The sequence below is a fragment of the Streptomyces sp. SID9727 genome, assembly GCF_010550605.1.
Taxonomy (GTDB): domain Bacteria; phylum Actinomycetota; class Actinomycetes; order Streptomycetales; family Streptomycetaceae; genus Streptomyces.
Map to the genome: position 1 here is coordinate 12,986 of NZ_JAAGNI010000072.1, position 25,508 is coordinate 38,493.

The window sequence follows — 25,508 nt, forward strand, 5'->3', positions numbered from 1 at the left end:
CCCGGCACTGCGCCGCGGCCCCCGCTCGCTTCAGCTCAAGAACGCCGTGTTATCCGGGGGCTGCCTCGGACCCGCGATGGAAGGTCAGCCACGTGACTGCCGCCGATACCAAGGCCGCCGGGCCACCGGTCCCCGTACCACGTGATCCCAAGGCGGACGGGAGCCCGCTGTCCGATGAGGGCGGCACCGCACCCCTGAAGCAGAAGAGGAAGCGGAAGAAGGGCGAACTGCTGCCCTACTTCCTGATCCTCCCGGCGATCGTGGCGATCGCCGCCGTCTACCTCTACCCGCTCGCCAAGACCGTCATCATGTCCTTCCAGGACATGGGCCGGCGCGAGCTGTGGACCGGTGATCCCGCGCCTTGGGTCGGCTTCGACCAGTTCACCAACATCCTCGGTGACTCCGAGTTCTGGTGGGTGACCTTCCGCACCGTCGTCTTCATGGCCATCTGCGTGACGCTGACCATGGGCATCGGCCTGCTGATCTCCCTGCTGATGCGCCGGCTGTCCACCTGGGTGCGCCTGATCCTGACCTTCTGCCTGATCGCCGCCTGGTCGATGCCGCTGATGGTCGCCGCCTCCATCTTCCGGTTCATGGCCGACTCCGACTACGGCCTCATCAACACCCTCATCGCGAAGGTCGTGGGCGAGGACTGGCTCGGCCACAACTGGTACCTCGACCCGGTCCAGGGCTTCGCGATCATCACCCTGCTGGTCGTCTGGGGCGCCATCCCCTTCGTCGTCGTCACGCTGTACGCCGCCCTCACCCAGGTCCCCCAGGAGCTGGAGGAGGCCGCCTCGCTCGACGGCGCCACCAGCTTCGGCATCTTCCGCTACGTGACCTGGCCGGTCATCAAGCCGGTCTTCAGCATGGTCTCCACGCTGTCGGTCATCTGGGACTTCAACGTCTTCGGCCAGATCTGGCTGCTGCGCGGCAGCAAGCCGGAGCCCGAGTACGAGACCCTCGGCCTCTACTCCTACTCGAAGGCATTCGAGTCCACCTCCTTCAGCCAGGGCACCGCGATCGCCCTCATCACCGTGATCCTGCTGTCCGCGGTGGCCGTGTACTACCTGCGCCAGCTCATGAAGACGGGAGAGGTCGAATGAGCACCACGACCGACACACCCCAGGTCCTGCGCCCGGACCGCAAGAAGACCCGGGTCGGCCTGAACATCCTCGGCCTCGGCATCGCCCTGGTCATGGTCTTCCCGGTCTACTGGCTGGTCGTCAGCGCCCTGCGGCCCAGCCGCGAGATCCGCTCGTACGACCAGACCCTGTGGCCCTCGTCGATCACCTTCGACAACTTCGTCAAGGCCGTGGACCAGCCGAACTTCGGCACCGCGGTCCAGTCGAGCCTCATCGTCTCGGTCACCGCGGTCGTCGGCGGCATGATCATCGCCACCCTGGCGGCCCTGGCCATCGGCCGGTTCCACTTCTTCGGCCGCAAGGCCCTGGTCCTGATCATGATCCTGGTCCAGATGCTGCCGCCCACGGCGATGCTCATCCCGATCTACGCCCAGCTCAACGCCATGGGCGGCATCGACGAGTACTGGAGCCTGATCGTCGTCTACCTGGTCTCCACGCTGCCCTTCGCGACGATCATGATCCGCGGCTTCGTGGTGAACATCCCCGTGGAGCTGGAGGAGTCCGCCATGGTGGACGGCTGCACCCGCTTCGGCGCCTTCCGCCGGGTGATCCTGCCGCTGCTCGCCCCCGGGCTCGCCGCCGCGTCGATCTTCGCCCTGGTGAACGCCTGGAACGAGTACCTCTTCGCCTACATCCTGATCAACGACAACTCCAAGTACACGCTCAACGTGTGGCTGATGACGTTCACCAGTGAGCGCGGTACGGACTACGGCGCCCTGATGGCGGCGTCCACCATGATCGCTCTTCCGGTCGTCATCTTCTTCATGTTCGTGCAGAAGAAGATGGCCGCGGGGCTCACCTCCGGCGCCGTGAAGGGATAACGCCGCCCCATGACCACCCTCACCTCCACCACGGACACCCTCACCCGTGACGCCCTCGCCGTGCTCCAGCCCGGCTTCACCGGCACCACGGCGCCCGAGTGGCTGCTGCGCCGGGTCGGCGAAGGGCTCTCCTCCGTCGGCCTGTTCGGCCGCAACATCGAGACGCCCGAGCAGCTCGCCGCGCTCACCGCCCAGCTCAGGGCCGAGCGGGACGACGTGCTCGTCGCCATCGACGAGGAGGGCGGCGACGTCACCCGCCTCGAGGTGCGGCACGGCTCGTCCTTCCCCGGCAACCTGGCACTCGGAGCGGTGGACGACACCGAGCTGACCCGGGCCGTCGCCCACGAGCTGGGCCGCCGGCTCGCCGAGTGCGGGGTCAACCTCAACTGGGCCCCGTCCGCGGACGTCAACTCCAACCCGGGCAACCCCGTCATCGGCGTCCGCTCCTTCGGCGCCGACCCGCACCTGGTCGCCCGGCACACCGCCGCGTACGTCGAGGGCCTCCAGGCCGCCGGTGTCGCCGCCTGCACCAAGCACTTCCCCGGGCACGGCGACACCGCGGTCGACTCGCACCACGCGCTGCCCCGCATCGACGTCGACCTGGAGACCCTGCACGCCCGGGAGCTCGTCCCGTTCCGGGCGGCCATCGCGGCCGGCTCCAAGTCGGTGATGAGCGCGCACATCCTGCTGCCCGCTCTCGACCCGCACCGCCCGGCCACCCTCAGCCCCCAGATCCTCACCGGTCTGCTGCGCGAGGAGCTGGGGTACCAGGGGCTCATCGTGACCGACGCCGTGGAGATGCAGGCCATCGCCTCGACGTACGGGATCGAACGCGGCTCCGTCCTCGCCGTCGCGGCCGGTGCCGACGCGCTCTGCGTCGGCGGCGGTCTCGACGACGACAGCACCGTCCTGCGGCTGCGCGACGCGCTGGTCGCGGCGGTGCGCTCCGGCGAACTCCCCGAGGAGCGGCTCGCCGACGCCGCTGCCCGGGTCCGCGCCCTCGCGTCCTGGACGCGGGAGGCCCGGGGGGCCGTACGGGAGCCGGGCGCGGCAGCACAGGAGGGGACCGCGCCCGGCACCGCACGGAGCACCGGCATCGCCTCGGACATCGGCCTGGTCGCCGCCCGCCGCGCGGTGAAGGTGACCGGCGAGGCCGCACCGCTCACCAGCCCGGCGTACGTGGCCGCCTTCACCCCGGTCGCGAACATCGCGGTCGGCGACGAGACCCCCTGGGGCCTCGCGGCCGAGCTGGCCCGGCTCGTCCCGGGCACGGAGACCGACACGTACGACGGCGGCTCCGAGGCGCCGGCCGAGGCAGCGCTGCGGGCGGCGGGGGAGCGGCGCATCGTCGCCGTGGTCCGCGACGCGCACCGTCACGCGTGGATGAGCGAGGCCCTGGACGCGCTGCTCGCGGCGCGTCCGGACACGATCGTTGTCGAGATGGGCGTCCCCCAGGCCGGACCCCGGGGAGCCCTGCACATCGCGACGCACGGCGCCGCCCGCGTCTGCGGCCAGGCGGCGGCGGAGATCATCACGGCCTCCGCGTGACCCGCGCATACGGAAGGGGCCGGGACACCACCACGGTGTCCCGGCCCCTTCCGCGTGCGGACTACAGCCCCTGCCAGGCCGGCTTCGCCGCGTACGTCGCGCGGAAGTAGTCCGCCAGCTTCAGCTTCGACGCCGCCGCCTCGTCCACGACCACGGTCGCGTGCGGGTGCAGCTGGAGCGCCGAGGCGGGCACGATCGAGGCGACCGGCCCCTCGACGGTCGCGGCCACCGCGTCCGCCTTGCCCTCGCCCGTCGCGAGCAGGATGGGGTGGCGCGCCTCCAGGATCGTGCCGATGCCCTGGGTGATGACGTGGTGCGGCACCTGGTCGATGTCGTCGTCGAAGAAGCGCGCGTTGTCGACCCGGGTCTGCTCGGTGAGCGTCTTGATCCGGGTGCGGGAGGCGAGCGAGGAGCAGGGCTCGTTGAAGCCGATGTGCCCGTCGGTGCCGATGCCCAGCAGCTGGAGGTCGACGCCGCCGGCCTCGGCCAGCGCCCTGTCGTACGCCTCGCAGGCCGCCTGGACGTCCTCGGCGGAGCCGTCGGGGCCCATGAACGCGGCCTCGGAGAGCCCGAGCGGGTCGATCACCTCGCGGAGCACCACGGAGCGGTACGACTCCGGGTGGCCCGCCGGCAGCCCGACGTACTCGTCCAGCTGGCAGACGCGGGCGTGCGAGGCGTCCACGGCACCGGAGCGGACCAGGTCCGCGAGGGCCTGGTAGATGGGCAGCGGGGTAGAGCCGGTGGCAACGCCGAGAAGGGCGTCGGGCTTGCGGCCGAGCAGGGCGCCGATGGCCCCCGCGATCAGTTCGCCGCCTGCCTTGGCGTCCGGGACGATGACAACTTCCACGCGGGGCCTGCCGATCCGATCGAGAGTGACGTTATGTGGTATAGACCAATCAAGGTTCCAATCTAGCAGACTCACCCTCCCCCGAGGCGTCCGTACCGGCACTCGGACGCGCCCCGCCGGCCGTCGCCCGCTGGCGGCCCCCGCGCGCCCCGTGTTCGACTGGGACGAGGCATCGCGAGACCCCGGGAGGCACCGACATGTCCGCCACGTACCCGGTCGGCGACGGCGAGCGGCCCGGCCGCATCATGTCCGGCGAGATGGCCGAGCAGCCCGCGATGCTCCGCCGCATCCTGGAACGCGGCGCCCCCGCCATCCGTGAGACCGCCGGGCGGATCGCGGCGAGGAATCCGCGCTTCGTCCTGCTCACCGCCCGAGGCACCTCCGACAACGCCGCGCTGTACGCGAAGTACCTGCTGGAGATCACGCTGGGGCTGCCCTGCGGGCTGGCCTCGATGTCCACCACCACGGCGTACGGCGCGAAGCCGGACCTCCGCGACGTCCTGGTGATCACCGTCAGCCAGTCCGGCGGCTCGCCCGACCTGGTGGCGTCGACCAAGGCGGCCCGGGAGGCCGGTGCGGTGACGCTGGCCGTGACCAACAACCCGGACTCACCGCTCGCGGCCGTCTCCGAGTACCACATCGACATCCTGGCCGGCCCCGAGAAGGCACTGCCGGCCACCAAGACGTACACCGCGTCCCTGCTCTCGCTGTACCTGTTCGTGGAGGGGCTGCGCGGCGGCGACGGGGCGGCGGCCGGTGTCCTGCCGGACCTCGCGGAGGAGGTGCTGGCCCGCAAGGACGAGGTGAGGGCCCTGGCCTCGCGCTACCGGTTCGCCGAGCGCATGGTCATCACCTCGCGGGGATACGGCTACCCCACCGCAAAGGAAGCCGCCCTGAAGCTCATGGAGACGAGTTACATCCCCGCCCTCTCGTACTCCGGCGCCGACCTGCTGCACGGCCCCCTCGCGATGGTCGACAACATCTCGCCGGTGATCGCCGTGGTGACCGACGGCCGGGGCGGCGAGGCGCTCCAGCCCGTCCTGGACCGGCTGCGCGGCCGGGGCGCCGACCTCTTCGTCGTCGGGCCCGAGGCCCAGGTGGCGGCGGCGTCCGCCGGTTTCGTGCTGCCGACGGCCGGGGTCGCCGAGGAACTCCAGCCGGTCCTGGAGATCCTGCCGCTCCAGATGCTGGCGTACGAGGTGACGATCGCCCGCGGCCAGGACCCGGACGCGCCGCGCGCGCTCGCGAAGGTCACCGAGACCCGCTGAGATCCGGGGCCCCTAGGGCGTGTTTCGAAAGTCCCGCCTGTCCGGCGACGCCTGGCACGCACGCTCGCCGCGTTGTCGGGATCACCCCGATACAACCAGTATCGGGGCGACCCTCCGCCTTGCGATCGCACGCACCAGACGCCGCCGGACCCGCCCTACGGGCGGACGGCGCTACTTTCGAAACACGCCCTAGAAGAACCCGCGGGCCGCGGCGCCGGGCCGGGACCCTCAGCCCGACCAGCACCGCAGCCCGGAGCAGGGCCGCCCTCACGGGCGGCCGGTCCGGCCGGCGGTGTGCGGTGCCCCCGGCCGGGGGAGAGGCACCGGCGCAGTCAGGGCAGAGAGCGCGGGTACCCCGGTCCGCTCTCCTGTGCGGGGAGAGCGGAGGTTCTACCTCAAGCATTGTGGACTAGACCACTGGGCCGTGTCCATCCATGCGCGGTGCCGATGTCGGCCCCGGTTCACCGCACGTACGGGCGGCGCTTCCGGTTCGGACGGGCACGCATCCACGGGTACGCTCGCACACGTGCCCTCCATGAACGACCTCGTACGCCAGCACACCGCTCTGAGCGACACCGACCTCGAGTGGCTCCACCTGCTGGTCTCGGAGTGGCAGTTGCTCTCCGACCTCTCCTTCGCCGACCTCGTCCTGTGGGTCCCCACCCGCGACGGCACGCGGTACGTCTCCGTCGCGCAGATGCGGCCCAACACCGGCCCGACGTCCTACCAGGACGACATGGTCGGCCACCTGGTCCCGCGCGGCCGCCGCCCGCTCCTGGACGCCGCCCTGGACGAGGGCCGCATCGTGCGCGAGGGCGACCCGGAGTGGCGTGAGGAGGTGCCCGTACGGGTCGAGTCGATCCCCGTGCGCCGGGAGGGCCGGGTGCTCGGCGTGATCGCGCGCAACACCAACCTGCTCACCGTCCGCACCCCGTCCCGGCTGGAGCTGACCTACCTCCAGTCCGCGTCGGACCTGGCCCAGATGATCGCCGCCGGGTCCTTCCCCTTCCCGGGCCAGCAGGTCGACATGGACGCGTCCCCGCGCGTCGGCGACGGCCTCGTCCGGCTGGACGCCGACGGGGTCGTCCAGTACGCCAGCCCCAACGGCCTCTCCGCGTACCACCGCCTCGGCCTCGCCTCCGACCTCGTCGGCCAGCACCTCGGCCAGATCACCGCCGAACTCGCCCCGTCCCGGGGCCCGGTGGACGAGGCCCTGGTCAAGATGGCCAGCGGTTACGCGCCCCGCGAGTTCGAGGTGGAGTGCGCGGGCGGGGTGATCCAGCTGCGCGCGATCCCGCTCAAGCCCAAGGGCGTCCGCATCGGGTCGCTGGTCCTCCTGCGCGACGTGACGGAACTGCGTCGCCGCGAGCGCGAGTTGATCACCAAGGACGCCACCATCCGGGAGATCCACCACCGGGTGAAGAACAACCTCCAGACGGTCGCCGCCCTGTTGCGTCTCCAGGCCCGCCGGATGGACTCCCCGCAGGGCCGCGAGGCGCTCAACGAGGCGGTGCGGCGCGTCGGTTCGATCGCCATCGTGCACGAGACGCTGTCCCAGAACCTGGACGAGCGGGTGGAGTTCGACGACATCGCGGACCGGGTGATCGCCATGGTCGCGGAGATCTCGCCGGGCAAGGTGACCTGCCGCCGCACGGGACGCTTCGGGATACTCGACGCCGAGGTCGCGACACCGCTCTCGATGGTCCTCACCGAGGTCCTGCAGAACGCCCTGGAGCACGCCTTCTCCGTCGCGGAGTCCGGGACCGTCGAGGTGTCGGCGGTCCGGGGCGGCTCGCCCACCGAGGGGCGGCTGCTCATCACCGTCCAGGACGACGGCTGCGGTCTGCCCGAGGGATTCGACCCGCAGAAGGCCGGCAACCTCGGCCTCCAGATCGTCCGCACGCTGGTCGAGGGGGAGCTCGGCGGCTCGTTCGGCATGGTGCCGGCGCCGGAGCGCGGGACGCAGGTCGTCCTCGACATCCCGGTCCGCAGCGAGAAGTAGGGGCCCGAACACGGCAGAGAGCCCGGACCGTTGGTGAACGGTCCGGGCTCTCTGGTCAAGCGTGCGCTTCGGGGGTACTGCGCGCTGCGACTCGGGGGGCGGGGTGGTGCGTACACGCTGTCTACGGAGTGATGCCGTCAGGCACACGCGCCGCCTGCGCTGAGGTTCGTAGCGGTGGCGTCGGTCAGGCGCTGGCGTTGCGCGCCCGGTTGCGAGCGGCGCGGCGCTTCATTGCGCGGCGCTCGTCCTCGCTGAGGCCACCCCAGACGCCGGAGTCCTGGCCGGACTCGAGCGCCCACTGCAGGCACTGCTCCATGACGGGGCAGCGACGGCAGACGGCCTTGGCTTCCTCGATCTGCAGCAGCGCAGGACCGGTGTTGCCGATGGGGAAGAACAGCTCCGGGTCTTCCTCACGACAAACGGCGTTGTGACGCCAGTCCATGGCTGCTACCTCTCCTTGGTGTTACGTACTGTGGCTTGTGAATGTGAACGCTTTCACGAATCCCCCCGCAGGTGTAGGCCCGACGCCCAGATGAACTGGTTGTGGTCCTGTGAAGTGAGGAGGGGTTCTGGCTCTCAGTGGAGGCCGTTGTTGCGGGCCGTCCCGATCGCCATGTAGAGATTCGCAAACCTCGGCGACGGATACAACCCCTTCAGGAAAGTTTTTTTTGATTCCTCGGTGTCGGCTAGGTCACAGCCGTACTTCTAGAGGGTGGAAGCCAGTCCAAACGTTCGAGTTAAAGGACTTTGGTCCCTTCCACTCACACAATCACACGCAGTGCACGGCGTACGCCTGTGAACGTCACACTCGTACGCACTCCGAGGTGGTCACCGTCCATCTGGAAGGGCAGTGGCACCTTTGAATGCAAGGTGAAGTCCGTGAGGTCGTGCCGTGAAACCGCGTGCTTGCCCCGGGGGCCCTTCTCCGGGCTCGACGTGAGCAGCTGGGTGGCGTAGCGGCTGACCGCCGCCGTGGACAGTTTCCGCAGGCCGAGGACGTCCAGAGCGGTGTCGAAGGACGCCTTCGGGGCCGCGTACACCGGCCTGTTTCCCAGGTACGTCCAGGGGGACGTGTTGCAGATTATGGAAAGCGCGAGATCGGTGACCGGCTCCTCGCCGGGCACGTCGAGCGTTATCACGCCCTGTCTCCGGTGCGGCTCCTCCAGGAATTGCCGGACCACCTGGCGCACGTACAGGGCATGGGTCGAACGCTTGCCGCGCTCCCGCTGCTGTTCGACCCGGCCCACCACCCCGGCGTCGAATCCGAGGCCGGCGCAGAAGGTGAACCAGCGCTCCGGAACGGATTCGTCCTCCGTGCCCGGCGTCCCCGCCGCGAGGCCGAGGCCGACCGTGCGTTCGGTCCGGTTCGCCAGCGCGTCCAGAATGGCGCCGGTCGCCTCCACCGCGTCGTTGGGCAGCCCGAGGGCCCGCGCGAAGACGTTGGTGGAGCCGCCGGGCACCACGGCCAGCTTCGGCAGGCTGTCCAGGTCGGGGCCCCGGTGCAGCAAGCCGTTGACGACCTCGTTGACCGTGCCGTCGCCGCCGAGGGCCACCACGAGGTCGATGTCGTCGCTGTCGGCGGCCCGCCGCCCCAGGTCGCGGGCGTGCCCGCGGTACTCCGTGGAGACGGCCTCCAGCTTCATCTCGCTGGCCAGCGCGTGGATGAGCACGTCACGGGTCCGCGCACTGGTGGTGGTGGCGGCTGGATTGACCACAAGAAGTGCGCGCATGACCGCCAGCCTACCTACCGCGGGGAACCGCCCTGAAGTCCTGCCCGCGGGCCCTCACGCTCGGTGACGGCGCGGGGGCGCGGCGGTGGCACGCGCCACCCCCGGCTTTCCTTCGCCGGGTCCGGGATGCCAACCTGCAAGGGTGAGTACTCAGCAGAACGCGCCCTCGCCCCTGGCCGAGCCGGCGAAGCCGGCCAGGATCACGCTGGTGGCCGCGATCAGCGGCCTCGAAGGCGCTGCCCTCGTCGTCGGCGGGATCTACATGCTGGTGATGGGCCTGCTGGGCCGGCCCGAGAGCCCCGAGCAGGCCGAGATGGGCGGGCTGACCGTCATCGCGCTCGGCCTCATCCCGCTCCTCGCCGCCCGCGGCCTGCTGCGCCGCCGCAGCTGGAGCCGGGGCCCCGCGCTCGTCACGCAGATCATCGCGCTGCCGGTGGCCTGGACGCTGCTGCGCTCCCACGGCGTGCTGATCCCGGCCGGCATCGTGCTCGCGGCGGTCGCGCTGACCGCGCTCTACCAGCTGGTCAGGCCCGCCACCATCGATGCCCTCGGCATCCGCAGGCCGGGCGCCGCACCCGACGCGGACACCGAGGACGCCTGACGGCTCCCCGGACACGGGAAGGGGCCGCCGGAGACGATCCGGCGGCCCCTGTCCGTGTCACCACGCCCGCTACTCCTCCACGAGCAGCCGCTCGCGCAGCTGCGCCAGGGTGCGGGCCAGCAGCCGCGAGACGTGCATCTGCGAGATGCCGACCTCCTGCGCGATCTGGGACTGGGTCATGTTGCCGAAGAACCGCAGCAGCAGGATCCGCTTCTCGCGCGGCGGCAGGTCCTCCAGCAGCGGCTTCAGCGACTCCCGGTACTCCACGCCCTCCAGTGCCTCGTCCTCGGAGCCCAGCGTGTCCGCCACGGCCGGCGACTCGTCGTCCGTGTCCGGCACGTCCAGCGAGAGCGTGCTGTACGCGTTGGCCGACTCCAGGCCCTCCAGGACCTCCTCCTCGGAGATCCCCAGCCGCTCCGCCAGCTCGTGCACCGTGGGCGAGCGGCCGTGCAGCTGGGACAGCTCCGCGGTCGCCGAGGTCAGCGAGAGCCGCAGCTCCTGAAGGCGGCGCGGCACCCGCACCGCCCAGCCCTTGTCCCGGAAATGGCGCTTGATCTCCCCGACGACCGTCGGCGTCGCGTACGTCGAGAACTCGACGCCCCGCTCCGGGTCGAACCGGTCGACGGATTTGATCAGCCCGATCGTGGCGACCTGGGTCAGGTCGTCCAGCGGTTCCCCGCGGTTGCGGAAGCGGCGGGCCAGGTGCTCCACCAGCGGCAGATGCATCCGCACCAGCCGGTTGCGCAGCTCGGCCCGCTCCGGCGAGCCGTCGGGGAGCTTGCCCAGCTCGATGAACAACGCCCGCGCCCCGCTGCGGTCGTTTGGATCGTGGTGCCCGTGCTCGCTCATCTGGCCCGCCCGCTCCGCCTGCGACTGCTCCACCGCGACCGTAATACCGGCGGGCCCGTCCGCCCCGTCCACCGCACGGGGCAGCTCCGCCCCGTCCACCGGATGAGGCAGGGCCTGCTGATCCGGGATGCCTGCCGCACGCACCACCCCTGGTCGGATCGTCTCGTCCCGCACCGGACCGTCCCCGTTCCCGTTGCTCACGCCGGCCCGGGTCCCGCGCCGCGCTGTTTGTACAGGCTGATGCTGACCGTACGGTCGTCGGCGACCGAGGAGTCGACCTTCCCGGCCAGCGCGGAGAGCACCGTCCAGGCGAAGGTGTCGCGCTCCGGGGCGCGGCCGTCCGTGGTCGGGGCCGCGACCGTCACCTCGAGCGAATCGTCGATGAGACGGAAGACGCAGCTCAGGACGGAGCCGGGCACGGCCTGCTGGAGCAGGATCGCGCACGCCTCGTCCACCGCGATGCGAAGGTCCTCGATCTCGTCGAGAGTGAAGTCCAAGCGTGCTGCGAGACCGGCCGTGGCCGTGCGCAGCACCGACAGGTAGGCACCCGCAGCGGGCAGCCGGACCTCTACGAAGTCCTGATTCCCGGGCTCGCCTGCGATCTGGGACACCCTCACCTCCAAGGTGGCACAAACTCATTCGAGGTTCCGGGAAGAGCGCCCGGAGCCATGCGGTACGTCTTCGGTTCTCGGCCCGGCGACGCTATCGCGATCCATGATGCCGTGTCGCCGGAACCCCCTCCTGCGGCTGTCACTCATGGTAGGCCCATGGGTACACACAGTGCCTAGGGGGCTGCGTCACTCAATTACGAACAACGCGCGCCGGTTTGACGTACCCGTACGTCAGACGATCGAACCGTCGACAAAGCACCAACGCCAGTTCTCACCCGGTTCGAAGCTCCGCATGACCGGATGGCCGGTCTGCTCGAAGTGCCCCGTCGCGTGCCGTCCGGGAGAGGAGTCGCAGCAGCCGACGTGGCCGCAGCTCAGGCACAGCCGCAACTGCACCGGGTGGGTGCCGGCCGCCAGGCACTCGGGACAGGTCTCACCGCGGGGCGCGGGCTCGGGGCGCGGCAGATCCGGTACATGCGGGCAACCACTCATGATGGCCAGGTTACGACGGATGGGAGGATCATGAGATGGACGCATTGCCCCTGGTGGCGCTGGTCGCGGGCAGCGCCGCGACCGCGGGCCTCGCACGCCGCACGCCGGTACCGGCCCCCCTTCTCCTGGTCGCCGTCGGCCTGATCGCCTCGTACGTGCCGGGGGTGCCGTCGTACACCCTGGACGCGCACATCGTGCTGCCCCTGCTGCTGCCACCCCTGCTCTACACGGCCGCCGTGGACAGCTCCTATCTGGACCTGCGGGCCAACCTGCGGCCCGTGGCGCTGCTCTCGGTCGGCTACGTGCTGTTCGCGACGGTCGCGGTGGGATGGCTGGCGTACCTGCTGGTGCCCGATCTGCCGTTGACCGCCGCTCTGGTGCTCGGCGCCGTGATCGCCCCGCCGGACGCCGTCACCGCCGCGGCGATCGCGCGCCGGGTGGGGCTGCCCGCGCGTGTCACGACGATCCTCCAGGGCGAGTCCCTGGTGAACGACGCCACCGCGATCACCGCGTTCAAGGTGGCGCTCGCCGCCGCCGTGGGGGAGGGCGTCAGCTGGGGCGCGGGGGTGGAGGAGTTCCTGCTGGCCTCGGTCGGGGGTGTCGGGGTCGGTCTGCTGCTCATGGTCCCGCTGCACTGGCTGCGGACCCGTCTGCGGGAGCCGCTGCTCCAGAACACCCTGTCGCTCCTCATCCCGTTCGTGGCGTACGCGGCGGCCGAGCGCGTGCACGCGTCGGGGGTGCTCGCCGTGGTCGTCGTCGCGCTGTACCTGGGCCACCGGTCCTGGCAGGTCGACTTCGCCACCCGGCTCCAGGAGGCCGCGGTCTGGAAGATGGTCGCCTTCGTCCTGGAGTCGGCCGTGTTCGCGCTGATCGGCCTCCAGCTGCCGTTCGTGCTCAAGGGGCTCGGCACCTACTCGGTGGCGGACGCCTTCGGGTACGCGGTGCTGGTCTTCCTGGCCGTGGTGGTGGTCCGCTTCGTCTGGGTCTACCCGGCGACCTACCTGCCCCGGTGGCTGTCGCGGCGCATCAGGGAGCGCGAGACCGGTACGGACTGGACCTCGCCGCTGATCGTCGGCTGGGCCGGGATGCGCGGGGTCGTCTCGCTCGCCATCGCCTTCTCCGTCCCCCTCGTCACCGCCGACGGCGCGGACTTCCCGGCCCGCAACCTGGTGCTGTTCCTGACGTTCACCACCGTCATCGGCACGCTGGTGGTGCAGGGGCTCACGCTGCCGCTCCTGGTGCGCGTGCTGAAGCTCCCGGGCCGGGACCGGCAGGCCGACACGCTGGCCGAGGCGCAGGCCCAGAACGAGGCGTCCACGGCCGCCGAGGCCCGTCTGGACGCGCTGCTCACCGATGAGCGCAACCGGCTGCCCCAGCCCCTCGCGGACCGCCTGCGGACCGTCCTGGAACGACGCCGCAACGCGGTGTGGGAACGCCTGGGCGCGGCCAACCCGGTCACCGGTGAGTCGGCGGACGAGACCTACCGGCGGCTGGCCGGCGAGATGATCGAGACCGAGCGGGAGGTCTTCGTGCGGCTGCGGGACGAGCGCAGGATCGACGACGAGATGATGCGCACCCTGCTGCGCCGCCTGGACCTGGAGGAGGCGGCGGCCTATCGGGAAGAGGGCTGAGCGTCCTCGTCCGGGCGGCCGGTGATCACGGCCGCGACCGTGGTCCCGGCGGGGAAGGCGCCCTCCTCGGCCAGCACGGTGAGCGCGTGCAGCATTTTGGCCACATACAGTCGCTCCACGGGCAGCCCGTGCCGGTCCTCGAAATCGTTTGCGAAGGCGTGCAGCTCGGGTGTCGTACGGGCGTAGCCGCCGAAGTGGAACCGTTCGTCCAGCCACCAGTCGCCCGCGGGGCCGCCGAACGCCTCCCGCTGGAGCTCCCGCACCGCCTCGCCCAGGAAGCCGCCGCGCAGGACCGGGACGCCGAGCGCGCGCTGCCCCGGCGCGAGTCCGGCGGCGAGCCCGGCCAGGGTGCCGCCGGTGCCGCAGGCAACCGCCGCCACGTCGGCCACGCCCCGCAGTTCGCGCCCGAGCGCGGCGCAGCCCCGGGCCGCGAGGGCGTTGCTGCCGCCCTCCGGGACGACCTCGCAGTCCCCGTACGCCTCCAGCAGCCCGGCCAGGACCGCCGGGTCGGTCTTGGCGCGGTACGTCGCCCGGTCCACGAAGTGCAGCCGCATGCCGTCGGCGGCGCACCGGGCGAGCGAGGGGTTGAGGGGACGGTGGGCCAGCTCGTCGCCGCGTACGACTCCGACGGTGCGGAATCCGAGGAGCCGGCCGGCGGCGGCGGTGGCCCGCAGGTGGTTGGAGTACGCGCCGCCGAAGGTGAGCACCGGCCGCCCGGCGGCAGCCGCCAGATTGGGTGCGAGTTTGCGCCATTTGTTGCCCGGGAGGTCCGGGTGGATCAGGTCGTCGCGCTTGAGCAGCAGCGTCACGCCGTGCCGGGCGAAGCGCTCGTCGTCGGCCGGCTGCACGGGCGAGGGCAGCAGCGGGCGCAGCCGGGACGCGGGAGACGGGGCGTGCATGCCGTCCATTGTGGCGGCGGGCGCCGCCCGGTGCTCACTTCAGGCGGTCGTGGACGCGGTCCCGCATGTCGTTCATCGAGAAGCCCTTCGGGTCCACCTTGCCCGGCTGCCACTCGCGGTGGCCGATGACCGAGCGAGCGGTCCAGCCGTGGTGGCGGCAGAGGGCCGCCGAAACCTTCTCGATCGCTTCGAGCTGGGCGTCGGGCCAGGGGTCCTCGCCGTCGCCGAGGTTCTCGCACTCGAAGCCGTAGAAGTGCCGGTTCCCGTCGGTGTCGGCCTCGTTGTCGTGGGGAAGGCGCTTCTTCTCCGCGACGACGGCGCGCAGGACGTCGCCGTCGCCCATCCCCGCGTGGTTGGTCCTGCCGTAGCCGACCAGGTGGACCCGGCCGTCCTTGGCGATGACGCCGTGGCAGAGCGGCCCCGGCAGGTCGGGGTGGCCGTCGCGGCACATCCGGACGGTGGCGTCGGTCCCCTCGGTGGCCGAGTGGTGGATCATCACGCCGTTCACGGGGCCCCACGGGCCCTTGCGGTTCCGGTTGTGGCTGCGCCAGTCGCCGACCTCGACGACGGTGAGCCCTTCCTTCTTCAGAGCGGCGAGAAAAGCGCTCGCGGACATGGGTGAGGACATGGCCGGCTCCTTCGGTGCGTGTAGGAGCGGTTCTACCCGGCCGGAAGGGCCCCGACCGGTCGCGGAGCGACGGCGGGGCCCTGTTCGGATCGTGTGCGAGCCGATCCGGACACGGCCTGGCTCAGGAGGCGAGCCACAGGTCGGGGCCGAACACCTCGTAGTGGATGTCGGAGGCCGGGACGCCCTTGGCGAGCAGCTGGGTGCGGACCGACCGCATGAAGGGCAGCGGGCCGCAGAGGTAGGCGTGCGTGCCCGAGGGGACGACGAGGCCGCTCAGGTCCACGAGCCCGGTGCGGTCGGCCGGGTGGCCGTCCTCCGGGTTCTCGTACCAGAAGTGGGCGGCGGCGTCGTGCAGCTTGGCCGTGAGCGCGGTGTGGTCGGTGCGCAGCGCGTGGTCGGCGGGGGAGCGGTCGCCGTGCACGACGGTGACCGGGGCGCGGTGCTCCGACTCCGCGAGGTGCTCCAGCATCGACAGGATCGGGGTGCAGCCGATGCCCGCGGAGGCGAGCAGCAGCGGTGCCTGGCCGGACTTCAGCACGAGGTCGCCGTACGGTGCGGAGACCCGGAGCCGGTCACCGGCGCGGACCTCGGCGTGCAGGTGGCGGGAGACCTCGCCGTCCGGGGCGTCGTTGCCGCGCACTCGCTTGACCGTGATCGAGCGGAGCGCCGAGCCGGGGGCGCCGGTGAGGCTGTACTGGCGTATCTGGCGTGCGCCGTCCGGGAGTTCGACCTGGACGGAGACGTACTGGCCGGGGCGGAAGGCGGGGGCCGGCGAGCCGTCGGCGGGGCGGATGCGGAACCGGGCGACGTCGTCGGTCTCCTCGGTGCGCGAGACGACCTCCCACTCGCGCCAGACGTCGCCTGCGACGACACCCTGCTCCGCGTACAGCCGCTCCTCGATGGCGATCAGGGCGTTGGCCATCAGCCAGTAGACCTCGTCCCAGGCGGCGGCGACCTCGGGGGTCACCGCGTCGCCCAGGACCTCGGCTATCGCGGCGAAGAGGTGGGTGTGGACGACCTCGTACTGGGCGGGGGTGACACCGAGCGAGGCGTGCTTGTTGGCGATCCGGCCGAGCATCACGTCGGGGCGGGTGTCGGGCTGCTCGACCAGCTGGGTCGCGAACGCGGCGATGGAGCCGGCGAGCGCTTGGCGCTGGGCGCCGGACGCCTGGTTGCCCCGGTTGAACAGGTCGCGCAGGAGCTCCGGGTGGGCGTCGAAGAGCTTGCGGTAGAAGAGGTCGGCGATGTCCCCGATGGCCGCGCCGACGGCGGGCAGGGTGGCGCGGACGGTGGCGGTGGACGACTCGGAGAGCATCGGTGACTCCTCGGATGTTGAATTGGCATCTTGGATGCGCATTTAACGGCAGTGTAGGCACCGGGCCGGCGGCCCGGTGCGGCGGGGGTCAGTCCCGGGGTGGTGGCGCGCTGCCGAGGCCGATCAGCAGGGGACCGGTGGGCGCGGCGGTCAGCTCCGCGATGGTGAGCGGGGCCAGCGAGGCGTAGAAGGCTTCCTGGGCCTCGCGCAGGGCGCCGCGCAGCCGGCAGGCGGCCCGCAGCGGACACGGGGTGGAGCCCTCGCAGTCGACCACGTCGCCCGGCTCCTCCAGCTCGCGGACGAGGGCGCCGACCGACGCCGTCCTGCCCGCCTCGGTCAGGGCGAGCCCGCCGCCCCGGCCCCGTCGCGCCTCGATCAGGCCGAGGTGCTGGAGGCGGGCCACGACCTTCGCGGCATGCGAGTACGGCACCTGCATGACCGCCGCCACCTCGCGGGTGGTCGGCGGATCCTCGTGCTTCACGACGGCGAGGCGCATCAGGACGCGCAGCGCGACGTCGGTGAACTTGGTCAGCCGCATGGCGGCCAGAGTAGGTAAATGGCATTCCGGATGCCAAATAAGGCCGGTGGGGCGTGGCAGGGGGACCGCGTGGGCATCGCGCGGCGTTGTGCCCCGTCCAAAGCACTATTAGTCACACTCTTTTGTGTAATGGCGTGCCCCGTCCTCGTGCTGGAAGTGTTCTTCCCGCAGGTCAGCCGATAGATCGAGAGGACGACAGATGTCCGTTGGTGAAGAGGTTCAGAACGCGCAGGTGCCGCCGCAGCAGAGTCTCGGCACGGCGGCCGCGCGGAACCTCGCGACGACCACCAAGTCCGCTCCGCAGATGCAGGAGATCACCTCACGGTGGCTGCTGAAGATGCTGCCGTGGGTCCAGGTGCAGGGCGGTACGTACCGGGTGAACCGCCGGCTGAGCTACTCGGTCGGGGACGGCCGCGTCACGTTCGTGCAGACCGGGGACCGGGTCACGGTCATCCCCGCCGAGCTGGGGGAGCTGCCGGCGCTGAGGGACTTCGGGGACGAGGAGGTGCTCGCCGAGCTGGCCAGGAGGTGCGAGCAGCGCGACATCCCCGCCGGGCAGCTCCTCGCGACCGAGGGGGAGGCGGCGGACCGGGTCTACCTGCTGGCGCACGGCAAGGTCGAGAAGGTCGGCACCGGCCCCTACGGGGACGAGACGGTGCTCGGTGTCCACGCGGACGGGGCCTACTTCGGGGACCACTCCCTCATCGAGGGCGACGCCGTCTGGGAGTACACCGCCCGCGCCGTCACCGCGTGCACGGTGCTGACGCTCACGCGCGCCGACGTGCTCAACCTCGCCGAACGGGCCGACTCGCTGCGCACCCATCTCGCCGGCCTGCTGAGCCTTCCGCAGCAGCGCACCAACAAGTACGGCGAGGCGGAGATCGACCTCTCCGCGGGCCACGTCGGCGAGGCCGTCGTCCCGCACACGTACGTGGACTACGACGCGGCGCCACGCGAGTACGAACTGAGCGTCGCCCAGACCGTGCTGAAGGTCCACAGCCGCGTCGCGGACCTCTACAACCAGCCGATGAACCAGACCGAGCAGCAGTTGCGGCTCACGGTCGAGGCGCTGCGCGAGCGCCAGGAGCACGAGCTCATCAACAACCGCGAGTTCGGCCTGCTCAACAACTGCGACTACGGTCAGCGGCTCCAGCCGCACGACGGGGTGCCGAGCCCCGACGACATGGACGAACTGCTCTCCCGCCGGCGCGGCTCGAAGCTCTTCCTCGCCCACCCGCGCGCCATCGCCGCCTTCGGCCGCGAGTGCAACAAGCGCGGCCTCGTACCGGAGAGCGTGGACATCGGCGGGCACCATGTGCCGGCCTGGCGCGGTGTCCCGATCTTCCCCTGCAACAAGATCCCGGTCAGCGACGCCCGCACCACGTCGATCATCTGCATGAGGACCGGCGAGTCCGAGCAGGGTGTCATCGGCCTCCAGCAGACCGGCATCCCGGACGAGATCGAGCCCAGCCTCTCGGTCCGCTTCATGGGCATCGACGAGCAGGCGATCATCTCCTACCTCGTGACGGCCTACTACTCCGCGGCGGTCCTCGTCCCGGACGCCCTCGGTGTCCTGGAGAACGTCGAGGTCAGCCGCTGGCGCTGAGCCACGGGGCCCGGACCCTCGGCGGTCCGGGCCCCCGGCCGCCCGCGCTCCCAGCAACCACCCACGCCCCCGGCCCGGTCGCGACAGCGGCCGGGCCGGGGGCGGCAACGACAGGGGTGACCGATGACCATGACCCGAACAGACGCCGCGACCGAGGGCAACGAGGCCGCGGCGCTCCTTGAGTACACCCGGACCCTCGTGGACCCGCACCTGCGGGCGGCGGTCGCCTCCCTGCCCGGCTCGATCCGGCGGGTCGCGATGTACCACTTCGGCTGGCAGCACGCCGACGGCAGCCCGGCGGCGGGCGGCGCGGGCAAGGCGATCAGACCGGCGCTCGTCCTGGCGGCCACCCGCGCACTGGGCGGCGACCCCGGACAGGCCGTCCGGGCCGCCGTCGCCGTCGAACTCGTCCACAACTTCACCCTGCTCCACGACGACGTCATCGACGAGGACCACACCCGCCGTCACCGGGCCACCGCCTGGACGGTGTTCGGCGTCCCGGACGCCGTCATCGCCGGCGACGCGATGCTGGCCCTGGCCCAGCGGCTGCTCGCCGAGGACGGCAGAGCGATGTCGCCCGCCGCGTCGGCCCGGCTCTCGACCTGTGTCATCGAGCTGTGCGCGGGCCAGCAGGCCGACTGCGCCTTCGAGGACCGCGACCCGGACCAGGTGTCGCTGGACGAGTGCCTGACCATGGCGACGGCGAAGACCGGCGCGCTGCTCGGCTGTGCCTGCGCCCTGGGCGCGCTCTACGCGGGCGCCGACGAGCCGGCCGTCCGGGCCATGGACGGCTTCGGCCGGGAGGCGGGCCTGGCCTTCCAGCTGATCGACGACCTGATCGGCATCTGGGGCGACCCGGCCCAGACCGGGAAGCCGGTCGGCGCGGATCTCAGCGCCCACAAGAAGTCGCTGCCCGTGGTGGCGGCGCTCACCGCGGGCGGGCCGGCCGCGGCGGAGCTGGCCGAGCTGTACCGGGGCGCGATGAACACCCGCGCCGAGGTGAGCCGGGCCGCGGAGGCCGTGGACCGGGCGGGCGGCCGGGACTGGGCGCAGAGCTGCGCCGCCGACCGCATGGCGCGGGCCGTGCACCACTTGTCCAGGGCGGTCCCGGACCTGTCGGCGGCGGGCGACCTGCTGGCCCTGGCCGAGTTCGTCACCCGCCGGAAGCACTGACGGGCCACCCGCCGGAAGGAGGTGTCGCAGGACGGCTCCGCCCAAGCGGAGGGCGGCAGGTGCGGTGTCGGAGGCAGGGGCTACAGTCCCTGCTCATGACAGATGAGTCGTGGGCAGGGTGGTACCGGGACCGGCAGGGATCGGACGCCGTCATCCTCACCACCGACGGGCAGCAACTCCGCCTGCGCGTCCGGGGCGTGGACTTCGAGGGCGGCAGCTTCGACGGCCTGCGCCCGGTGGCGGCGGGACCGGCCGAGCAGGGGCTGTTCGCGCTGACGGACGGCGTCCTGGGCGACTGCGTCCTGGAGTGGGACCTGCCGTTCCCCGTCATGGCGGAGGGGGTGGAGCGGCAGGCGACCCTGAGCTGCCTGCTGTCCCTCCGCAGGCCCGACCCGTATCTGTACCTCGAACTCCGTTTCGGCGGCGCGGCCTTCGGTTCCCAGCGGGCCGAGAGCGACTTCGGGGCCGCGCTGGCGACGATCCAGCGGGAGCTGCCGCCCGGGGTCCGTCTGCGGACCTGCATAGCCTGCGCGTTCTCCGACTACTTCCCGGCCCCGGCGCCCGGTCGCGGCCTCTCCGGAGGGCTCGCCTGTTTCCGGGGCGCCAAGGAGGCGTACCGGGGCACGGCCGGTGAGCAGGACGTGCTGGGCCTGTGGGAGCGGCGCACCGGCTTCGTCCAGGAGGTCTGGAGCTGCCGGGAGTTCGAACCCCGGCCGACGGAGGGCGCCGGTACGGGCCACCGGGGAGCGTTCCCGCTCGAAACGGCCTGACCGGCCGGGCGCCGGACCGCCTCACAGCCCTCTCCTGTGCGCCCCTTCGTTGCCGTCACCTTCATTGTTCTACTAGCATGCGAACAAGGGAGGTTTTAATGAACCTGAAATCCGTCGGCCGCGTGGTGCTCACCGCCCTGCCGTTCCTGCTCGCACTCGCCGTCGACCTGCTGCTCTTCGCCACCCGCCGCGACCGGCTGCCCGCGCAGCTGGCCAGCCACTTCGTGGGCAACGGCCGGGTGGACGACTACGCCGGCCAGACGTCGTACCTGGTCGTCACCACACTCGTCCTGCTCGGCACAGGGCTCCTGTGGACGCTGATGTCGGGGTTCGGGAAGTTCGCCGGTACGGCACACCGCGTGCTGATCGGCTTCGGGTACGCCTTCGCCGCCTTCATCGGCTACCTCCTGGCGGCCGTGCTCCTCATCAACGTGGACGCGGTCGAGGACGCGCAGGGCCGGGGGCAGGACATCCACTTCCCCATGTGGCACATGGCCGCGGCCTTCGGGGCGGGCGTCGTCGCCTTCGGGCTCGGGTACCTCCTGGCCGCGTTGACGCCCGTCCCCGAACCGGCCGGGGACGACGGACCCGAGGCGGGCGGCGAGCGCGTCGTGCTGGGGAAGGGGGAGGTCGCCGGGTGGGCCCGGGGGGCCGGCTCCTGGTGGCTGCCGCTCACGGCGCTCCTGGTCGTCGGTTCCGGTGTCGCCGTGCTGTTCACGGCCGGCTGGCCCTTCGCCGTGCTGCCCCTCGTTCTCGGGCTGCTCATCGCGAGCTTCTCCCGCCCGTACGTCACCGTGGACCGGCGCGGGATCACCGTCACCGGGCTGCTGCCCTGGCCGCGCGTCCGGGTCCCGCTGGACCGGATAGAGGCGGCGGCCAGCCGTGACATCAGCCCGCTCACCGAGTACGGCGGCTGGGGCTACCGCATCCGGCCCGGGCGCAGCGGTGTCATGCTGCGGTCGGGGGAGGGCATCGTGGCCCGGCTGACCAACGGCCGCGACTTCGCGGTGACCGTGGACGACTCGGCGACCGGGGCCGCGCTCCTCAACACGCTGATCGACCAGCGCCGAACGGGGCACTGACCATGCTCTTCCGGGTCGACCCCACCTCCACCGTGCCGCTCGGCGACCAGATCGCCGCCTGCGTGCGCCGCGCCGTGGCCGACGGCGCGGCGGCCCCGGGCGAACGGCTGCCCGCCGCCCGCGTCCTGGCCGATTCGCTCGGCGTCAACGTGCACACGGTGCTGCGGGGTTACCAGCGGCTGCGCGAGGAGGGCCTGATCGAGCTGCGCCGGGGCCGGGGCGCGGCCATCGCGGACGGCGCGTCCCCGCACCGCGCCCGCCTCCTCGAACGGGTCCGCGAGACCGTGGCCGAGGCAAGGGTCCTGGGGCTCACGGCGGACGAACTGCTGACCCTGGTCCGTACCCAGTACGGTGCCGCCGGCTGACGGCCTCCGGCACGGCGACGGGCCGCCTCGTCCCGCGAGGCGGCCCGTCGGTGCGAGCGGGGACGGTCAGGAACCGGCCTTGGTCAGCGTGGCCGCGAAGCCGTACTGCCAGAGGGAGTTCACCCGGCTGCGCTCATTGGCGTTCGGGTACGGGTTGGTGCAGGACGTGCCGGGGCCGCCGCCCGACATCAGCTCGCTGCACGGCCCCGAGTAGTGGTCCGGCAGGCCGAGGACGTGCCCGGTCTCGTGGGCGGTGACCCGGGTCGAGTTGTACTGCCGGTTCTGCGTGTAGTCGAGGAAGATGTAGCCGTTGCCGTGACCGTCGGTGCTCGCGTACGAGCCGCGGGAGTCGTTGCCCTCGTAGTACGCGAAGTCGGGGTTCGAGCCCTCCTGGAGCCGGACGTTGGAGACCGAGCTGTTCCAGATCGAGGCGCTGTTGGCTATCTGGGTGCGGAAGCTGGGGGCGTTCGCGGCGCTGTAGACGATGGTGACGGACTGGGCGCCGGGGCTGGCCGCCCGCTTCTCGGCCACCGACTTCGCGACCGCCTCGAAGAACGCCTTGTTGGCGGCGGCGTCCTCGTGCGAGGCGGACGTGGCCGAGTACGCCACGTGCGCGGCCGTGGCGGCCGCCTCGGGAGCGGCGATCGCCGGTCCCGCGCCCACCGCGGCGACGGTGAGGCCGAGTCCGAGCACGGCCGACATGACGGTCCTGGGGTGTCTCATGTGGGGGGTCTCCTACCAGTTACCTGTCAGAGGAACCCGTCCGATGATCGGACTCGGACGGGGGTGGTACGCAGAGAGTGTCGGGGAAGCGGAGCCCGCGCGGATGATGTCAGCCGGTGATAACGCGGCCCTATCGCCGAAGCGTGGACATCCCGTGCACACATGCGGTCCGCACGCCCAACGCCCGGTGAATCGACCGCCTTTGGCAGGGTTACGGCCCATGGTGCGGCCCGGCGGACCGCCCTAGTCTCGGCACCATGGAGCTTGAGGTGAGACACCTCAGGGCGCTGTGCGCCATCGCCGACACCGGCAGCCTGCACCGGGCGGCCCGCACCCTGGGCGTGAGCCAGCCCGCGCTCACCACGCAGCTGCGCCGTATCGAGAACGCGCTCGGCGCCGAACTCTTCAGCCGCGAACGCACCGGCTGCCGCCCCACCCTCCTCGGCCACGCCGTCCTCAGCCGCGCCCGCCCCCTGGTCGACGGCATGAGCGCCCTGGTCAGCGACGCGAAGGCGGAAGCCGCAGCCGCCGAAGGACCCCGGCTGCGCATCGGCTGCACCGCCAGCCGGGTCATCGGCGGCTGGCTGCGCCGGCTCCGCGTGAGGCTGCCCGGGACCGACATCTCGCTCCGGGTCGACGTCTCCGCCCGCGCCCTGCTCCGCGCCGTCGACGCGGACCGGCTCGACGTGGCCTTCGTGCACGAGGTGGAGGGCTGCCCGCTCGCCGTCCCGGACGGGCTGGAGCAGCGGGTCCTCGTGGACCGCGAACCGCAGTTCGTCTCCATGGCCCGCGACCACCCGGCCGCCGCGCTGCCCGTGGTCGACCTGGCGGACCTGGCCGCCGACCGGTGGATGGTCGACCCCACGGTGGACGGCGAATGGGACGGTCTGCGCCGGATGTTCGACCAGGCGGGGCTGGCCCCCGCCGTGCTGCACGGCGACTACCTCACCGCCGCCTCCCTCGTCGTCCTCGGCGAGGCGGTGGCCCCCTGCCAGCCGACCTCGGGGCCCCGCGACGACATGGCGATCCGCCCGCTGCGCGACGACCCGCTCGCGGTCCGGCTGCTCCTGGTCTCCCGCCCCGGCGCCGACATGACCGCGGTCTACGCGGAACTGGAGGCCGCCTACCGGGACGCGGCGCGACGGGTGGCCGGATACCACCAGTGGCTGCTGCGCAACCGCAGCCCGCTGGCCCGCTCCTGAGGCCGGCGCGCCCGGCCCGGCGGCCCGGCCGGGGAGTTCCCGCCTCCGGGTGATTCAGCCGAGAGCGTGGACCGTTCCGGGCCGGGCCGCGACAGGGCAGAGTCGGGGACATGAGGCTTCTGATGCTGGGCGGTACGCAGTTCGTCGGCCGGGCCGTGACCGAGGCGGCCCTCGCGCGCGGCTGGCAGGTCACGGTCTTCCACCGGGGCCACCACGCGCCGCCGCCCGGGACCGCCGAGATCATCGGCGACCGCACCGCCGGAGACGGCCTGGCCGGGCTCGCCGCCGCCGACGGCCCCGCCTGGGACCTGGTGGTCGACACCTGGAGCGGCGCGCCCTCCGCCGTGCGCGACGCGGCCCGCCTGCTGTCCACCCGCGCCGCCCGCTACACGTACGTCTCCAGCCGTTCCGTCTACGCCTACCCGGCCCCGGCCGGACTCGCCGAGGACGGCCCCGTGGTGGCGGGCGCCTCGCCGGACGCCGGTGACGGCCAGCCGTACGCCCAGGCCAAGCGCGGCGGCGAACTGGCCGCCCAGGACGCCTTCGGCGACCGCGCCCTCCTCGCCCGGGCGGGCCTGATCCTCGGCCCCTGGGAGAACATCGGCCGGCTGCCCTGGTGGCTGAACCGGATCGCCCGCGGCGGCCCGGTCCTGGCCCCCGGCACCCCCGACGCGGACATCCAGTACATCGACGCGCGCGACCTCGCCGACTGGGTGCTCGACGCGGCGGAGCGCGGGCTGCACGGCCCGTACAACCTGGTCAGCCGACCGGGGCACACCACCATGGGCGGACTGCTCGACGCCTGTGTGCGCGCCACCGGTTCGGACGCCGAACTGCGCTGGACCCCGGCGGAGAAGATCCTCGCGGCGGGCGTCGAGCCGTGGACCGACCTGCCGGTGTGGCTGCCGCCGGGGGAGGTGTACGACACGCTCCACCAAGGCGACGTCGGGCTCGCCCACGCGGCGGGGCTGCGCTGCCGCCCGGTCGAGGAGACCGTCGCGGACACCTGGACGTGGCTGCGGGAGATCGGCGGCGAGGCGCCCCAGCGCCCCGACCGCCCCGCCGTGGGCCTCGCCCCGGAGACCGAGGCGAAGCTCCTGGCGGGCTGAGGAGCGGGCCGCCGCGCCGACGCGGCGAGCGGTTGTCCACAGGGCCGCGCTCCTCAGCCGTCGCGGAGTTAGCCTCGGCCCATGGCCGAACTGCTGCACCTCACCGAAGGACCGCTCTGGGAGGCGGCCCGCGGGATCGGGACGTACGAGATGTCCACCCGCGGCCGCACCCTGCACGAAGAGGGCTTCATCCACTGCTCGCTGCCCCACCAGCTCCCCGGGGTGGCCGAGATGCTGTACGGCGCCGGGAGCCGGGCCGGAGCCGCCGACCAGGAACTCGTGGTGCTCGTCATCGACCCGGGCCGGCTCACCGCACCCCTGCGGTACGAGGCGGCCGCGCCCGGCGGCGAGGAGTTCCCCCACCTCTACGGGCCGCTTCCGGTCGACGCGGTGGTCGAGGTGCGCCCCTGGCCGTCCGAGGAGGGCACCCCCGCATGAGCCCCGCCACCGACCCCGCCCCCGGCGCCGTCACCAGCGGACCGCCCACCGCCGTCACCGGGGCGAGCGGCGCGCTCGGCGGCCGCGTCGCCGCCCGGCTGGCCCGGGCCGGCGT

The 25,508-nt window shown here is 72.2% G+C and carries 26 protein-coding genes; 15 read left to right on the plus strand and 11 right to left on the minus strand.

Annotation, left to right across the window (positions count from 1 at the left end; genetic code table 11):
* The first annotated feature begins 92 nt into the window (after positions 1-92).
* From G3I41_RS04455 to G3I41_RS04465, 3 genes are read left to right on the plus strand one after another with little or no spacing between them, the layout of a single operon-like run.
* A complete protein-coding gene (locus G3I41_RS04455; RefSeq protein WP_164398993.1) occupies positions 93-1,106 on the plus strand; it encodes a sugar ABC transporter permease in 1,014 nt (337 codons plus the stop codon).
* Positions 1,103-1,966 carry a carbohydrate ABC transporter permease gene (locus G3I41_RS04460; RefSeq protein WP_164398994.1) on the plus strand — a complete coding sequence of 288 codons (864 nt, stop codon included), beginning with the start codon at positions 1,103-1,105 and terminating at the stop codon, positions 1,964-1,966. Before G3I41_RS04455 ends, G3I41_RS04460 begins: the two co-directional genes overlap by 4 nt.
* A 9-nt stretch (positions 1,967-1,975) precedes the next feature.
* The gene (locus G3I41_RS04465; RefSeq protein ID WP_164398995.1) at positions 1,976-3,514 is read left to right on the plus strand and encodes a glycoside hydrolase family 3 protein; all 1,539 of its coding nucleotides are present in this window, start codon (positions 1,976-1,978) and stop codon (positions 3,512-3,514) included.
* A gap of 61 nt (positions 3,515-3,575) precedes the next feature.
* On the opposite strand, the gene nagB is transcribed toward G3I41_RS04465, so the two are convergent.
* Positions 3,576-4,361: a glucosamine-6-phosphate deaminase gene (nagB, locus tag G3I41_RS04470; protein ID WP_164398996.1), complete on the minus strand. Its 786-nt coding sequence runs from the start codon at positions 4,359-4,361 to the stop codon at positions 3,576-3,578.
* 197 nt (positions 4,362-4,558) lie between these two features.
* On the opposite strand from nagB, the gene G3I41_RS04475 reads away from it, so the two are divergent.
* Positions 4,559-5,629 carry an SIS domain-containing protein gene (locus G3I41_RS04475; RefSeq protein ID WP_164398997.1) on the plus strand — a complete coding sequence of 357 codons (1,071 nt, stop codon included), beginning with the start codon at positions 4,559-4,561 and terminating at the stop codon, positions 5,627-5,629.
* A gap of 535 nt (positions 5,630-6,164) precedes the next feature.
* Positions 6,165-7,631: a PAS domain-containing sensor histidine kinase gene (locus tag G3I41_RS04480; RefSeq protein WP_164399013.1), complete on the plus strand. Its 1,467-nt coding sequence runs from the start codon at positions 6,165-6,167 to the stop codon at positions 7,629-7,631.
* A gap of 184 nt (positions 7,632-7,815) precedes the next feature.
* Here the strand turns inward: G3I41_RS04480 and G3I41_RS04485 are convergent, their stop codons facing one another.
* Positions 7,816-8,073, minus strand: a complete 258-nt coding sequence (locus G3I41_RS04485) for a WhiB family transcriptional regulator (protein ID WP_003953983.1) — start codon at positions 8,071-8,073, stop codon at positions 7,816-7,818.
* 319 nt (positions 8,074-8,392) lie between these two features.
* Positions 8,393-9,361: a diacylglycerol kinase family protein gene (locus G3I41_RS04490; RefSeq protein ID WP_164398998.1), complete on the minus strand. Its 969-nt coding sequence runs from the start codon at positions 9,359-9,361 to the stop codon at positions 8,393-8,395.
* Between the two features lie 208 nt (positions 9,362-9,569).
* On the opposite strand from G3I41_RS04490, the gene G3I41_RS04495 reads away from it, so the two are divergent.
* The gene (locus G3I41_RS04495; protein WP_164399014.1) at positions 9,570-9,962 is read left to right on the plus strand and encodes a hypothetical protein; all 393 of its coding nucleotides are present in this window, start codon (positions 9,570-9,572) and stop codon (positions 9,960-9,962) included.
* Positions 9,963-10,031: 69 nt separating this feature from the next.
* On the opposite strand, the gene G3I41_RS04500 is transcribed toward G3I41_RS04495, so the two are convergent.
* The 3 genes from G3I41_RS04500 to G3I41_RS04510 form a co-directional block, all read right to left on the minus strand.
* Entirely contained in the window at positions 10,032-10,985 is a 954-nt protein-coding gene (locus G3I41_RS04500) for an RNA polymerase sigma factor SigF (RefSeq protein ID WP_164399015.1), read from the minus strand.
* A gap of 23 nt (positions 10,986-11,008) precedes the next feature.
* Entirely contained in the window at positions 11,009-11,422 is a 414-nt protein-coding gene (locus G3I41_RS04505) for an anti-sigma regulatory factor (protein ID WP_018105584.1), read from the minus strand.
* 231 nt (positions 11,423-11,653) lie between these two features.
* Positions 11,654-11,914: a UBP-type zinc finger domain-containing protein gene (locus G3I41_RS04510; RefSeq protein WP_164398999.1), complete on the minus strand. Its 261-nt coding sequence runs from the start codon at positions 11,912-11,914 to the stop codon at positions 11,654-11,656.
* A gap of 35 nt (positions 11,915-11,949) precedes the next feature.
* Here G3I41_RS04510 and G3I41_RS04515 point away from each other — a divergent pair, with 35 nt between their 5' ends.
* Positions 11,950-13,545, plus strand: coding sequence for a Na+/H+ antiporter (locus G3I41_RS04515; RefSeq protein WP_164399000.1), 1,596 nt, complete (start codon positions 11,950-11,952; stop codon positions 13,543-13,545).
* On the opposite strand, the gene G3I41_RS04520 is transcribed toward G3I41_RS04515, so the two are convergent.
* The 4 genes from G3I41_RS04520 to G3I41_RS04535 all read right to left on the minus strand — a co-directional run bounded on the left by G3I41_RS04520 (position 13,527) and on the right by G3I41_RS04535 (position 16,925).
* Entirely contained in the window at positions 13,527-14,444 is a 918-nt protein-coding gene (locus G3I41_RS04520; RefSeq protein ID WP_164399001.1) for a pyridoxal-phosphate dependent enzyme, read from the minus strand. The genes G3I41_RS04515 and G3I41_RS04520 overlap by 19 nt on opposite strands.
* A gap of 34 nt (positions 14,445-14,478) precedes the next feature.
* Positions 14,479-15,072 (minus strand): N-acetylmuramoyl-L-alanine amidase, encoded by a 594-nt coding sequence (locus G3I41_RS04525; protein ID WP_164399002.1) that lies wholly within the window; start codon positions 15,070-15,072, stop codon positions 14,479-14,481.
* A gap of 121 nt (positions 15,073-15,193) precedes the next feature.
* Positions 15,194-16,387 carry a globin domain-containing protein gene (locus G3I41_RS04530; RefSeq protein ID WP_164399016.1) on the minus strand — a complete coding sequence of 398 codons (1,194 nt, stop codon included), beginning with the start codon at positions 16,385-16,387 and terminating at the stop codon, positions 15,194-15,196.
* An 88-nt stretch (positions 16,388-16,475) separates the two neighbouring features.
* The gene (locus G3I41_RS04535) at positions 16,476-16,925 is read right to left on the minus strand and encodes an Rrf2 family transcriptional regulator (RefSeq protein WP_164399003.1); all 450 of its coding nucleotides are present in this window, start codon (positions 16,923-16,925) and stop codon (positions 16,476-16,478) included.
* Positions 16,926-17,124: 199 nt separating this feature from the next.
* Between G3I41_RS04535 and G3I41_RS04540 the strand changes: the two genes are divergently transcribed.
* From G3I41_RS04540 to G3I41_RS04560, 5 genes are all read left to right on the plus strand, one after another.
* On the plus strand, positions 17,125-18,531 hold the full coding sequence (locus G3I41_RS04540; RefSeq protein WP_164399004.1) for a family 2B encapsulin nanocompartment shell protein: 1,407 nt from the start codon (positions 17,125-17,127) through the stop codon (positions 18,529-18,531).
* 129 nt (positions 18,532-18,660) lie between these two features.
* The gene (locus tag G3I41_RS04545) at positions 18,661-19,704 is read left to right on the plus strand and encodes a family 2 encapsulin nanocompartment cargo protein polyprenyl transferase (protein ID WP_164399005.1); all 1,044 of its coding nucleotides are present in this window, start codon (positions 18,661-18,663) and stop codon (positions 19,702-19,704) included.
* A 95-nt stretch (positions 19,705-19,799) separates the two neighbouring features.
* On the plus strand, positions 19,800-20,474 hold the full coding sequence (locus G3I41_RS04550; protein WP_164399006.1) for a DUF6304 family protein: 675 nt from the start codon (positions 19,800-19,802) through the stop codon (positions 20,472-20,474).
* Positions 20,475-20,572: 98 nt separating this feature from the next.
* Positions 20,573-21,556, plus strand: coding sequence for a DUF1648 domain-containing protein (locus G3I41_RS04555; protein WP_164399007.1), 984 nt, complete (start codon positions 20,573-20,575; stop codon positions 21,554-21,556).
* Positions 21,557-21,558: 2 nt separating this feature from the next.
* Positions 21,559-21,921, plus strand: coding sequence for a GntR family transcriptional regulator (locus tag G3I41_RS04560; protein WP_164399008.1), 363 nt, complete (start codon positions 21,559-21,561; stop codon positions 21,919-21,921).
* A 66-nt stretch (positions 21,922-21,987) separates the two neighbouring features.
* On the opposite strand, the gene snpA is transcribed toward G3I41_RS04560, so the two are convergent.
* On the minus strand, positions 21,988-22,644 hold the full coding sequence (gene snpA, locus G3I41_RS04565; protein WP_203600201.1) for a snapalysin: 657 nt from the start codon (positions 22,642-22,644) through the stop codon (positions 21,988-21,990).
* A gap of 257 nt (positions 22,645-22,901) precedes the next feature.
* Between snpA and G3I41_RS04570 the strand changes: the two genes are divergently transcribed.
* The 3 genes from G3I41_RS04570 (at position 22,902) to G3I41_RS04580 (ending at position 25,393) form a co-directional block, all read left to right on the plus strand.
* Positions 22,902-23,846, plus strand: coding sequence for a LysR family transcriptional regulator (locus G3I41_RS04570; protein WP_203600203.1), 945 nt, complete (start codon positions 22,902-22,904; stop codon positions 23,844-23,846).
* 122 nt (positions 23,847-23,968) lie between these two features.
* A complete protein-coding gene (locus tag G3I41_RS04575) occupies positions 23,969-24,955 on the plus strand; it encodes an NAD-dependent epimerase/dehydratase family protein (RefSeq protein ID WP_164399018.1) in 987 nt (328 codons plus the stop codon).
* Between the two features lie 81 nt (positions 24,956-25,036).
* Positions 25,037-25,393, plus strand: coding sequence for a DUF952 domain-containing protein (locus tag G3I41_RS04580; protein WP_164399009.1), 357 nt, complete (start codon positions 25,037-25,039; stop codon positions 25,391-25,393).
* The last annotated feature ends 115 nt before the right edge of the window (positions 25,394-25,508 follow it).